This is a genomic window from Porphyromonas loveana (assembly GCF_003096695.1).
Taxonomy (GTDB): Bacteria; Bacteroidota; Bacteroidia; order Bacteroidales; family Porphyromonadaceae; genus Porphyromonas; species Porphyromonas loveana.
The window spans coordinates 1-13,224 of sequence record NZ_QEKY01000012.1; the positions used below are offsets into that span (position 1 = coordinate 1).

Here is a 13,224-nt window from a genome sequence, read left to right on the forward strand (position 1 = left end):
TTTTAATCATAAAATCTGCAAGTTTTCTGCTATGAAGATAAGAAAACTTGCAGATTTAGCAAAGATATTCGCAAACTAATTTGCTGAATATCAGAAATTAAAACGAATTTTAAGGGACGACTATATAATATAGGTGTGGTAGTAGCGGAAGAAAATTTTTTCGCTTAAAGTTTGCGAATTTCAAAATTAGCTCATACTTTTGCGGTGTACTACAGAACTAATACGCAGGTCTGACAGGGTAGGATCAATAAAGAGTAATAACGAAATAGCAGGATAAGTATCACGTAGACGAAGTTTGAGTTGCGAGAGTGTAACCTTTTGGGCAGTAGCTCGTCAAAGAGGCAAACAAACTCAAGCAAGAACTTAACAAAAAAAGAAAACGATTATGGATTTAGATTCAGTTTTGGTACCGGCGGTAGTCTTCTACTTCATCTTCAAGATCTTCGAACTCTACGTGCGCCGTGGCGAGCGACTCCGCCTGATCGAGAAGCTCGATAGTCTGTCCTCCGTCGAAGGAAAGGTGGACCTCCGTATGCTCACACCTACCCCCTCTCTCGGTATCGGCCGCAACGTCGGCATCAAGATAGCCAGCCTTCTCATCGGTATGGGTTTGGGCGCACTACTCGGTATGGTGATGACGTTTTTCTTCGTGCGCGCCATGGACGGTTATGTCGATTGGAGCTTTTATCACACCTATGAGATGTTTTCGGGCATGGGAATGCTGATTTTCGGCGGACTCGGGCTGCTTATCCCCTCTATCATCCTACGCGATGAGAAGAAAGAACAATAAAGAGGAAACTGACACCCCCCCCCCACATGACAGGTTTCTGTTTGCTCTTCGTCATGGAAATAAAGAGGCAAATAAAAAAATAAACAAATGATTGACATCAAAGGCATTCACAAGACCTATCCGGGTGCGCAGCCACTGCACGTACTCAAGGGCATAGACCTGCACATCGCAGCGGGCGAGATGGTTTCCATCATGGGCGCATCAGGATCGGGCAAGAGTACACTGCTGAATATCCTCGGCGTGCTCGACAACTACGATGAGGGCGAGTATCGTCTGCATGGCGAACTCATACGCGATCTGACCGAGAACCGAGCGGCCGAGATACGCGGTCGGATGCTCGGATTTGTATTCCAGAGTTTCAATCTCATCTCCTTCAAGAATGCTGTCGAGAATGTGGCATTGCCTCTCTATTACCAAGGGGTAAGCCGTCGCAAGCGCAACGATATAGCGATGGAGTACCTCCGTCGTGTGGGGCTGGAGGACTGGGCGGATCATCTGCCCAACGAGCTATCCGGCGGACAAAAGCAGCGCGTGGCCATCGCTCGTGCACTCGTTTCCAAGCCACAAGTGATACTGGCGGATGAGCCTACGGGTGCCCTCGACAGCGTAACGACTGTGGAGGTGATGGATCTGCTCCGCAGTGTCAATCGGGATGGTATCACCATGGTCATCGTCACGCACGAGCAATCCGTGGCCGAAAGTACAGACCGCATTATTCACATCAAGGACGGCATCATCGGTGCCTGACGGAGAGCCTTATGTTCGATACTGACAATCTGCAAGAATTAGGAGCTACGCTGCGCAAAAATAAGTTGCGTACGGCTCTGACCGGATTTGCCGTGGCGTGGGGTGTCCTGCTGCTGGTGCTGCTGCTGAGTGCAGGGCGCGGATTCCAGCACGGTATCCGACACAATGTGGAAGAGTTCCGCATGGGTACCACGGCCATCACCTTCTCTACATGGCGTACGAGCAAAGAGTATGGCGGCTATCCGAAGAATAGATATATATATCTGACACCGGACGATTGTGAATACCTCGTCAAGCTCAATCCCAAACTGATAGAAGGCTATTCTTACTACATGTATCAGTGGCAATATGATGTGCAGTACGAGGAGCGTACGTACACGGGGCCGACAAAGGCTGTGTCGGGAGAATATGCTAACATGGTCTCCACTCCGATTCTGGAGGGACGCTTTCTCTCTCCGGCCGATGATGCTATGAGTAAAAAGGTGATAGTCTTGTGTGAGCAGGCGGCGGACAATCTCTTCGGTGAGGGTGTTTCTCCCGTAGGTAAGTATGTCAATCTCTCCAAAATAGCCTTCCTCGTCGTGGGAGTTTGCAAGGGCGAAGGAGGAGGACAGTTCAGCCCCAACTATATCCCATTTTCAACTTATAACGGTGTCTTTGCCAAGGGCTTTCGTATAGACTGTACGTTGGCAATGAACTGCCCTATGGTCAGGACCGAAGCGGAAGTGGAGAGGCTGAAGACGACGCTCAACCGCCAATTGGCATTCCGCAAGGGTTACGACCCTACCGATACGGAGGTGTCCTATGTAGATGCTCCGGTAACGGATATGAAGACAATGGATCGTATCTTCAGCGGGATCGACATATTCCTTTGGATTATTGGCCTGAGTACGCTTGTCATTGGTATCATCGGTGTGGCCAATATCATGCAGGTGACCGTGAACGAACGGCAGCGCGAAATCGGTATCCGCAAGGCTTTGGGAGCTAAACCGAAAGCGATCATCAATATGATACTCACAGAGTCTGTCATTGTTACCCTCGTTTCCGGCCTCATCGGGCTGGTTGTCGGAGTAGGTCTCATGGAGTTTATCTCGCAATGGGTGCAGAAAACAGGAGTAGGTTCGCAGGTAATGGAAGGCAGGACGCTCACCCTCTTTCTCGATCCGAGCATTGACCTCGGCATTGCCGTGCTGGCATTGATCGTCATGGTCGTCAGTGGTGCCGTTGCAGGTTATCTGCCTGCCCGTAAGGCCATACGTATACCGGCTGTGGAAGCCATGAGAAACTAAACAGAGAGACTGACTATGAGATTTTTTGACAGAGACCGCTGGGTCGAGATTTGGCACACCATTCGGAGCAATCGCCGACGTAGTCTGGCTACGGCCTTCGGAGTATTCTGGGGTATTTTCATGTTGGTGATCCTCACCAGCGTGGGGGCGGGCTTCAGTAATGGTATCCTGCGTGAGGTGTCGGGCATAGCTGCCAACTCGGTTTTCTATTGGACCAATACGACCTCCAAGCCCTATCAGGGGTTCCGAAGCGGACGCTATTGGGGTGCTACAACGAGCGATCTGCAAGCTGTGCGTAGCCAAGTGCGCGAGGTGGAATACATCAGTCCCGTCATGTGGGCGAGACGTACTGATAATAATGTTGTCTTCGGAGAAAAGGCAGAGACGTTCAATGTAGTGGGGGCAGAGCCAGATTATTTTGAAATCAATCGCCTCAACGTGCTTCAAGGACGGAGCCTCAACGCTGTGGACAATCAGCAGCAACGTAAAGTGTGTATGATCGGGAAAGAAGTGCGAGACAAGCTGTTTGCAGGCACCGATCCCGTCGGACAGGTCTTACGCGTCAACGGCCTTTATTATCGGGTGATCGGTGTGGTTGAAGCCAAGAGCAACAATGTCAACATAGGATCGTCTCCGAAGAGTACCGTTTACATCTCTTATAGCGTATTGCAGCAACTGGAGAATAGGGGCAATAAGGTGTACAATTTCGCTGTCAGTGCACATCCTACGGCTGATATGAAGCAGATGTTTGCGAAGATCGAGACCATCATTCGCTCACGCAACAACATAGCTCCGGACGATGACAAGGCTCTTTCCAAATTTGATATCTCGGCGCAGTTCCAACTGATGAATATGATCTTTACAGGCATCAACCTACTGGTATGGATAGTCGGCATCGGTACGCTACTCACAGGTATAGTGGGAGTGTCCAATATCATGCTCGTTACCGTCCGAGAGCGGACGCGAGAGATCGGTGTGCGTCGCGCACTGGGAGCCAAACCTCGCACGATCATCGGCCAGATTTTGAGCGAATCGCTCCTGCTGACGGCTCTGGCCGGACTTTCAGGGCTGATACTCGGTGTGGGTGTGATGAGTGTAGTGGATACGATAACTGCACAGGCTTCTTCCGACGGTTTTTCCTTTATCAGTCCGCTGATACCCTTCGGTACGGCCATGCTTTCCCTTTTTATCATCATAGCAGGAGGAATACTCGGCGGTATGCTGCCGGCCTATCGCGCTATCCAGATCAAGGCTATTGATGCCATCAGAGACGAATAAACGAATAACAAGAAATATAAAGAACCAAGATGAAAAAGTATTTCAAAATCCTCCTCTGGGTGCTGTTTGGCATCGCAGTAATCGGAACCTTCACGTTCCTGTGGCAGAAATCCAAAGCCAAACCTAAGGATTATCAGATCGAAACGGTGACCAAGCTGGACACCCTCGAGAGTAAGACGGTTATCACGGGCACGGTGGAGCCGCGCGACGAGGTCCTTATCAAGCCGCAGATGAACGGTATCGTGGCAGAACTCTTGCATGAGGCCGGCGACATCGTGCAGAGTGGCGATGTGATCGCCCGTCTGACAGTCGTTCCCGAGATGATTCAACTCAGTCAGGCCGAGAGCCGTGTGCGCATTGCCGAGATCGGTTATGAGCAGGGCAAGGAGTCTTATGCCCGCAGCAAGGACCTCTTCGAGAAGTCGGTCATTGCTCGTGAGGAGTTTGAAGCGGCTGAGGCCAACTATGCCAAGATCAAAGAAGAGCTGGCTAATGCTCGCGAAGCCATGGAGATCGTGCAGAAAGGTGCGAGCAGTCGCTCCGCCAAGCAGAGCAATACGCTCGTGCGCAGTACGGTGACGGGTAAGATTCTGAATATACCTGTGAAGGTGGGTAATTCTGTCATTCAAGCTAATACGTTCAACGAAGGAACTACCATCGCATCAGTAGCCGACATGAACGATCTCATATTCGTCGGAAGGATAGACGAGACAGAGGTGGGTCGCATCCGAATGGGGTCGCCCATGCGTATCTCAGTGGGCGCACTCGGTAAGGAGACTTTCCCTGCCACGGTGGAGTACCTCGCTCCCAAAGGAACGGTGGAGAACGGTGCCGTACTCTTCGAAGTGAAGGCTTCGGTTCGCATCCCGGGGGAGCGTGTGATTCGTGCCGGCTACAGTGCCAATGCGGAGATCGTGCTCGAAGGGGCTTATGGTGTGCCGGCAGTGCCTGAAGCTTGTATAGAATTTAGTGGTGATAGCACCTTCGTTCAGGTGGTGAAGAGTGAGAAGCCGTTGCAAACGGAGCGTCGCCAAGTGAAGACGGGTGTCTCCAACGGATCCAGTATCGAGATCAAAAGCGGACTGAAGGTGGGCGAAAAGGTACGTGGTATCGAAAAGGCAGAACAGAAATGAAACGGACAATCCTCCTGACGGCCGTGGCCGTCTTCACAGCACTGCCTACGCTTCGGGCGCAGACCGAACCTGCAACAACGAGCATCCCGACATCTCCTCTCACGCTGGAGGACTGCATCCGGATAGCTAAGGAGCGAAACCTGAACCTGCGCATGCAGGAGATCGAGCAGGCGGGGCGCACCATCAATCTCGATGCTGCACGCCACAGCTTCCTGCCTACGGTCAGCGCCGGAGTGGGACACAATTACAGCTTCGGTCGCTCCAAGGATAAGACGGGGGTGACGGTGGATCGCTCTTCGATGAATACGAACTTCAATGTGAGTGCATCTGTCGAGCTTTTTAGCGGCACACGCCGTCTGCACGACCTCAAGCAGCAGCAGTTAAATGTTGCCGACGGAGAGGCTTTGCTGGAGAAAGCTCGAGAAGACCTCAGCTTGCGCGTAGCATCGTTGTACATCAATCTCCTCTTCAGACAAGAAATGACCCGCACGGCCGAGGCTCAGTTGGCACTTACAGTCGAACAACGCAATCGCACAGCCGAATTGGTACGTGTGGGCAAATGGGCAGAAGGGCGTCTCCTCGATATTGACGCTCAATTGGCCAAAGACGAACAGTTGCTCGTGCAGTACCGTTCCGAGGAAGAGTTGGCACGTCTCGATTTGGGTCAGGCACTCGAGTTTGACCAACCCGAAGGTATCACGGTCAAAGCTCCGGATACCGATGCGCTCGTGGCGGAGAGAATGGCTTCGCTTGTTTCTCCCGATGAGATCTATCGAACAGCCGTTGCCATCAAGCCGGCCTTGCGTTCGGGCGAGTTGCAAATTGCCGCGGCTCGTGAAGGTTTGGCCTCGGCTCGTGCCGCCTACTTCCCAACGCTCAGCTTTGGAGCCGGATACAGCAACGGATACTTCCGCAATCTTGGCAAAGAGTACGCCGCACTCAATACCTCCTTTGCCGACCAATGGAAGACCAACGGCAGCTACAGCGTCGGTCTCTCGCTCAATATCCCCATCTTCAATGCAATGCAGACGCAGGACCGTGTGCGCAACAGCCGTCTACAAGTGCGTGCAAGCGAACTTCGCCTGACCGAAGAGAAGAAGACGCTCTACAAGGAAATACGTCAGGCCTATAGCAATGCCGTCGCAGCGGACAAAGCCATTTCGGCTGCGCGTAATAGTACTGCTGCTACCCTCCGAGCATACGAATATGCCCGTGACAGCTTCGAGGCGGGACGTCTGTCGGCTTATGAATATGCCGAAGCCAAGACCAAATACGCTCTGAGTCAGGTGGAAGAAATCCGAGCCAAGTACGACTTCATCTACAAAGCCAAAGTCCTCGACTTCTATCGCGGCATCGACTTCTGAGTGTGTCGGCTGGATAGGTTCTAATACCAAGTCTCCGGACTTGTAAGTAGGAAGTCGTAAAAGCCCTCTTCGTAATGAAAAAATGATATTGGTTCTCTTCTCTCGAAAGATATGAATTTGAATCCTCCTTTTCCTTATATTTGCACCGTAAATAAATGACTAAATGATCGTAATGACGAATAACAGACTTGTGAATGTAATCTGCCGCAATTGCCCTGCTCTCTTTCCTTTTTCTCTTGCTGTACAGCAAAGAGATTGAGGTGTGTTGCGAGTAAAGTTGATAAGTGTTTATCTTCTAATGGCAGATAGGATGGAATAAAGGCAGTTTGATATTGCTCAAAGCATAGAATCCCCGTTGTGTTCTTCCCTGAACGCAATGGGGATTTTCTTTTTTTTATTCACTTTAAATATCCTCTTGAAGAGCATTATCTTTATAAAGTTTACCTTCTAATCTTTATAAGTTTGAAGATGAGCTTTATGATTATTAGAAATGATTATTATAAAAATTGTATGTAGAAATTATAAAGATTACTTTCCATAGCCGTAATTATTGCGTTTCATGTGTTCAAATCGCGTTTTTTGCCCTTTGTCTGCTCTCCGGCCAACCCTCAACAGGTCGCTTATTTAGAGAGAATCTAAATAGCTGGTCGATGTTGATAAGTTTTTTGGTGCATAAATTATCGCCGGAAGAGTTACATAGATTAACAGAGATTGGATTTTATTTGATTTCTTTCCTAATTTGGCTGAAGGGGGGCCAAGTCAAAAGTGTAAGTCCTTTGTGGAGAGAGGAAAAGTCTGCTGACAGACCGTTTTTTCGGAGTTTTCATCCTCGATTTACCCGTCGTGCAATATGAGTTTGCTTCTACGGATGGGCAAAAAAGAGGAGACATATAGCGCTATAACGTTAGATGTCTTATCTTTGTGCACTAAAATATCGCTAAGAATGTGCTATAAACGATTCATCCCATGCCTCATCTTGGCATTACTAAGTCTTTGGGCAGGAATGTCTTTGACCTCTTGTTCTAGAGAGAAGGTCGATCTTGAGGACGTTAATGTCGTGGATTTGCAAATCCACCGTTTTGTGCTTTCGAGCAAAAAGGAGCCAGCTTTGTCTAGCGTTTTTTTCTCTATCGATCATAAGAATGGAACTATCATCAACAAGAAAGCTTTGCCATATGGCACTGTCCTGGACTCTGTGATGATGCATATCTCTACTGCTACTTCCGCCAAGAAACTTCAGGTGGCCATTAACGATGGAGAGTATCACGATTGGCAGACAACGGATTCGCTTTGGCTGCGTGACTGCCATACGTTGCATCTGACTGTGACGGACGAGAGCGGAGAAATGACCAAGAATTATACAGTGACGCTCAATCACTATGATTACGAGCCCACCACTTTTGTTTGGAATCTGATGAGTGGGGTTGCATTGCCTGACCTTAATGCTACGTATGCTGATGTGGTGACCCATGGTGACAAGGCCTATTTGGTCGCTGTAGTGGGGGGCTCTACTGTGTTATATGCGACTGACAAGAATAACCCCATGCTTTGGTCGTTGCTGCCAACTTCGGGACTGACCGGAGCATGCAGGCAAATAGCCGTGGCAGAAGATGGGCGTGCATGGATACTGACGGAGGCCGGTAAACTGTATCAGAGTGATAACTTCGCACAATGGACGGAAGTGGCTCCCGGAGGCAATGTGTCTGCTCTCTTGGGTGGCATGGTGTGGCCTCAGGGTAGTCACACGTTGGCTCTGCTGGGTGAGAAAGACGGCAAACTTTGCTTCGCTACCAACATAGATGGGGTCTTCGCATGGCGTGAAGAAGCTCCCAAGTCTTTCCCTGTGCGCAACTTTAGTGCACAGCTCTATCGCTCCAATAACCATCCCATGCTGCGTGTTGTGGGGGGCGTTTCTCGTGCAGGAGAGGCGGTAGACTCTGTATGGATATCCAGCAATGGAAACGATTGGATCGCTCTCAAACTCGACTCTGCTGCCATCCCTGCCTCTGTGGAGAAGGGTGCTTTGGTGGCGACATCTTCGGACGGTAATCTCTACTACTATGCCACAGAATATCGCGAAGGTGTGAAACGGCTTGCCGTATCTTATTCGACCGACAAGGGCATAACATGGCGTAGGGGGGGGGCCGATGTGATGTTGCCCGCCAATCCTTTGTATGCCGGTGGTTATCCCCATTCTTTTGTCTGTGCTTTCGGTAGTAGTACCTACAATATATATCAGTTTGGTGGCGTTAGCTCCTCGGGAACATTCTTTTCTGAGTTATGGAAAGGGGTCCTGAAACTGAATGAAAACAACAGCAATTAGGAAGACGAATCATGTGGCACGCCTCTGTGTCCTTATGGTGTTGTGTGCCTTCTGCGGTGGGCGAGCTGTTGCTCAAGACTACCTCTACGAAATAGGTGGGGGTCTTGGCGTAGCGCAATACTACGGAGATGCCAATAGAGGGCTGCTCGGCTCAACGGGCTTCGGCTTGGAGGCTTTCGGGCGGTACAATCATAACTTCCGTTGGGCGTTTAGTGCCATCCTTGACTGGCGCTCTCTCAGCGGAAACTCGACTCATGTGGGGAATGTATTCCCCGGTGCTGCTCAGGCAGATTTTAGGGCGAGTCTGACTCAGCTGCATGTGCGAGCAGAGTTCAACTTCGTCCCATATAGTGATGGCTATAAATATTTGGGTACTGCTCGTTTGTCCCCTTATCTGACGGCGGGTATCTCTATGGGGATGGCCTCCGGAACCAAAGGTTCGGCCTTTGCACCCGGTATCACAGGTGGAGTGGGGGTGAAGTACAAGCTCAAGCGCCGCCTCAACATCGGTGTGGAGTATGCTTTCACCGGATTGCTGACGGATGCACTCGATGCTCTTACAGAACAGAGTGCATGGTTGAACAATCCTTATCAGGTCAATGACTCATGGCTCAAAAATAGAGATGCTACAGGAGCATTGATGGTAAGGCTGACGTATGACTTTGGTCTGCGTAAGAGCAATTGCAATAAACGATGACGGCACGAAAGCCTCCAATGAAGGAGAGCTCTCATGCTGCATCTTTAGATAGATTAAAGAAGATATAGACTGAAAGTCGGAATGGCAAGTGATAACGAAAAGCTCCCGTCGATTGCGAGCGTCCCGAGGCACATAGCCCTCGTGATGGATGGCAATGGGCGTTGGGCCAAGATGCGTGGCAAAGAACGATACGAAGGCCATGCTGCCGGAGTGGATGCACTGCGTGTTGTGTTGCGTGCAGCTGCTGACTACGGTGTAGAATACTTGACTGCCTATACTTTCAGTACAGAGAATTGGAATCGTCCGGAAGAGGAGGTGCGTGCGCTCATGGGCTTGTTTGTCACAGCGATCATGAACGAGCTACTGGATCTCATGGAAAATAATGTACGTCTTCTTGCCATCGGCGACTTTGACCGACTGCCGGAAGACGTTCGCACTTCATTAGAGCAAGGTATCCGCAAGACCGCCGGCAATACAGGGCTGTCTTTGGTTTTGGCCCTGAGCTATAGCTCGCGATGGGAACTGACTGATACTGCTCGCAGGCTGGCTGTGCAAGTACGTGACGGAGCCATCGCTCCGGAGGATATAGACGAGGCCTTGATCTCGGGGCAATTGTCCACGAGCGGCATCCCCGATCCCGATCTCTTTATCCGTACGGGAGGAGAGAAGCGTATTAGTAATTTCCTGATGTGGCAGATGGCTTATACCGAATTGGTCTTTACCGATACGCTATGGCCGGATTTTAATGCCGACTGCTTGCGACAGGCCATCGAGGAGTATTCTTCCAGAGAGCGTCGCTTCGGTAAGACAAGTGAGCAGATCGCTCTCTCCGGAACAAACAACAAATTGAATCTCTGACAGAGAATGACTATGTGTAAAAAAATGATAGCCCTTGTGGCTCTCTTCTGTTCTTGTGTGGTGTCCCCTCTAGCGGCACAGTCTCAAGAAATGACGCTACCGGATACTATATACAATCCGGAAGTATCGTATGCCAAGCCTATTCATAAGACTATTGCTGCTATTGAGATCGAAGGGGTGAGAACCTTCGATGATTTTGTCTTGCGCAATCTTTCCGGTTTGGCAGTAGGAGACGAAGTGCTGATCCCCGGTGATGCCATGTCGGCTGCCGTCAATAGGATTATGCGCCAAGGCTACTTCTCCAATGCTCGCATTGTGGTGGATAAGTATGTGGGCTCTCAAGTTTATCTCCGGATCATCGTTACCGAACGTCCCCGTATCAGTCAGGTTACTTTCTCTGGCGTGAAGAAGTCCGAGCGCGAAGATTTAGAGTTGAGATCCGGTCTGAGACAGGGTACGCAGATGACTCGCAATAACGAGGACAAGGTGAAGCAGATCATCCAGAAGTACTTCAATGATAAAGGCTTCCGTGATGCCAAGGTGACGATTACACAAGAGCCGGATCTCTCGAAAGAAGGCTATGTGAACGTTGCTATCGCTATAGAGAAGAAGCATAAGACCAAGGTCAATGATATTTACTTCAGTGGCAACAACTCGCTCAGCGACCATACACTTCGTATGGCGATGAAGAATACCAATGCCAAGTTTAGTCTCAAGAAGCATATCCGCTCTTCTTTCTTGAAGCTCTTCAGCTCGAAAAAGTTTGTAGAAGAAAGCTACCGTGAAGACTTGACACGCCTCGTAGAGAAATATCAAGAGTATGGCTTCCGTGATGCCGAGGTGATAGCTGATAGCGTGGTGAGGACTCCTGACGGTAAGCGTGTGAACATCTATCTCAATATAGATGAGGGACAGAAGTACTATATCAAAGACATTAACTTTGTCGGTAATTCACAATACCCTGCCGAGTATTTGGACAGAGTGCTTGGCATCAAGTCGGGGGATGTGTACAATCAGAGACGTTTGGCCAAACGGTTGAATGAGGATGAGGACGCCGTCGGCAATCTGTACTATAATAATGGATACATCTTTGCTTGGGTGGATCCTGTGGAGACCAATGTGGTGGGTGATTCAGTTTCGCTTGACATCCGTATCGCAGAGGGTAAGCCTGCCAACATCAATAAAGTGATTATCAAAGGCAATACAGTTGTTTATGATGAAGTCGTACGCCGCGAACTATATACCAAGCCGGGCCAGCTCTTTAGTCGTGAAGATATTATCAACTCAATTCGTCTGATCAATCAGCTCGGACACTTCGATGCCGAGAAATCAGTCCCGCGCCCGATTCCTAACCAAGAGTCAGGTACGGTGGATATAGAGTATGACTTGGTGCCTCGTAGTAGTGATCAGTTGGAGCTTTCGATGGGTTGGAGCCAATCCGGACTCTTATTTAGGGGGGCTATCAAATTTACCAACTTCTCTGTTGGTAATCTGTTACATCCTTCCATGTATAAGAAAGGGATTATCCCGCAAGGAGATGGACAGACCCTTTCGCTGAGCGCTCAGACCAATGGTAAGTACTACCAGCAGTACAGTATCTCGTTCATGGATCCTTGGTTTGGTGGTAAACGTCCGGATATGTTCAGTGTTAGTGCATTCTATTCGAAGACTACGGCTATTGATTCCAAGTTCTACAATAGCAATGCCAGCAACTATTACAACGCTTACTACAATAGCTACTATAATAACTATAACAGCTATTATAATGGTATGGGTAACTATGCCAGTGATCTCTATACCCAAGCCAGTGACCCTGACAAGTCGTTGCAGATGCTTGGAGCCTCTATTGGCTACGGTAAACGACTTACATGGCCTGACAACTGGTTCCAGATCTATGCTTCTCTGAACTATACGTACTACAAGTTGCGTAACTGGAGCTACAATACTTTCCAAAACTTTCACCACGGATCGGCCAACGATCTGAATCTCGAATTGCGTTTGTCTCGTACCTCCATTGACAATCCCATCTATACGCGTAGCGGATCAGACTTCATGGTATCGGTAGCAGCGACACTTCCGTACTCTCTTTGGGATAATCTGGATTATGCCAGTTCAACGTTGAACGTGAGCGATCGTTATCGTTTTATTGAGTACCACAAGTGGAAGTTCAGAGGCCGTGTCTTCACGCCGTTGATTAACCCTGCAACGCATAAATACGCTCCTGTGCTCATGGGACGTGTGGAAGGAGCTATTCTGGGTTCTTACAACTTGAATAAGAAATCGCCTTTTGGTACTTTCTATATGGGTGGTGACGGTATGTCCAGTTATTACGGTGGCTATATGAATGAGACCATCGGTCTACGTGGGTACAAAAATGGTACCATTGCCGGTAACAACTATGACTATGCGTATGCCTATATGCGCCTTTCTATGGAGTTACGCTTCCCCATCCTCTTTGAAAACTCCTTCAATGCTTGGGTGTTGGCCTTTGCTGAAGCTGGTAATGCATGGCGCAATATCGATAACTACAATCCCTTCAACCTTAAGCGTTCTGCTGGCGTGGGTTTGCGTGTGACGCTGCCGATGGTAGGAATGCTAGGTATTGATTGGGGATATGGTTTTGACCGTCCAGATAATTCTACCGTGCGTGGTGGTAGCAACATCCATTTTGTCCTCGGACAAGAAATTTGATCTGGCTTAAACTCAGCTATGCTCATGCATATCTAAAGAGATAGTTACTAACGA

The 13,224-nt window shown here is 49.3% G+C and carries 10 protein-coding genes; all 10 read left to right on the forward strand.

Going from position 1 to position 13,224, the window contains the following annotated elements; all coding sequences use genetic code 11:
- Positions 1 to 385: 385 nt before the first annotated feature.
- The 10 genes from C7382_RS07310 to bamA all read left to right on the forward strand — a co-directional run bounded on the left by C7382_RS07310 (position 386) and on the right by bamA (position 13,170).
- Complete coding sequence (locus tag C7382_RS07310; RefSeq protein ID WP_116679642.1) at positions 386 to 790, forward strand: hypothetical protein; 405 nt, start codon at positions 386 to 388, stop codon at positions 788 to 790.
- Between the two features lie 87 nt (positions 791 to 877).
- Positions 878 to 1,537: an ABC transporter ATP-binding protein gene (locus C7382_RS07315; protein ID WP_116679643.1), complete on the forward strand. Its 660-nt coding sequence runs from the start codon at positions 878 to 880 to the stop codon at positions 1,535 to 1,537.
- A gap of 11 nt (positions 1,538 to 1,548) precedes the next feature.
- A complete protein-coding gene (locus C7382_RS07320; protein ID WP_116679644.1) occupies positions 1,549 to 2,826 on the forward strand; it encodes an ABC transporter permease in 1,278 nt (425 codons plus the stop codon).
- 15 nt (positions 2,827 to 2,841) lie between these two features.
- Complete coding sequence (locus C7382_RS07325) at positions 2,842 to 4,104, forward strand: ABC transporter permease (protein WP_116679645.1); 1,263 nt, start codon at positions 2,842 to 2,844, stop codon at positions 4,102 to 4,104.
- 29 nt (positions 4,105 to 4,133) lie between these two features.
- Positions 4,134 to 5,237, forward strand: coding sequence for an efflux RND transporter periplasmic adaptor subunit (locus C7382_RS07330; RefSeq protein ID WP_116679646.1), 1,104 nt, complete (start codon positions 4,134 to 4,136; stop codon positions 5,235 to 5,237).
- Positions 5,234 to 6,601, forward strand: coding sequence for a TolC family protein (locus C7382_RS07335; RefSeq protein WP_116679647.1), 1,368 nt, complete (start codon positions 5,234 to 5,236; stop codon positions 6,599 to 6,601). Before C7382_RS07330 ends, C7382_RS07335 begins: the two co-directional genes overlap by 4 nt.
- Positions 6,602 to 7,604: 1,003 nt before the next feature.
- The gene (locus C7382_RS07340; RefSeq protein WP_262499711.1) at positions 7,605 to 8,924 is read left to right on the forward strand and encodes a DUF6242 domain-containing protein; all 1,320 of its coding nucleotides are present in this window, start codon (positions 7,605 to 7,607) and stop codon (positions 8,922 to 8,924) included.
- Positions 8,905 to 9,621, forward strand: coding sequence for a type IX secretion system protein PorG (gene porG / locus C7382_RS07345; RefSeq protein ID WP_116679649.1), 717 nt, complete (start codon positions 8,905 to 8,907; stop codon positions 9,619 to 9,621). Before C7382_RS07340 ends, porG begins: the two co-directional genes overlap by 20 nt.
- A gap of 81 nt (positions 9,622 to 9,702) precedes the next feature.
- Positions 9,703 to 10,479: an isoprenyl transferase gene (locus C7382_RS07350; protein ID WP_116679650.1), complete on the forward strand. Its 777-nt coding sequence runs from the start codon at positions 9,703 to 9,705 to the stop codon at positions 10,477 to 10,479.
- 12 nt (positions 10,480 to 10,491) lie between these two features.
- Complete coding sequence (gene bamA, locus C7382_RS07355) at positions 10,492 to 13,170, forward strand: outer membrane protein assembly factor BamA (protein WP_116679651.1); 2,679 nt, start codon at positions 10,492 to 10,494, stop codon at positions 13,168 to 13,170.
- The last annotated feature ends 54 nt before the right edge of the window (positions 13,171 to 13,224 follow it).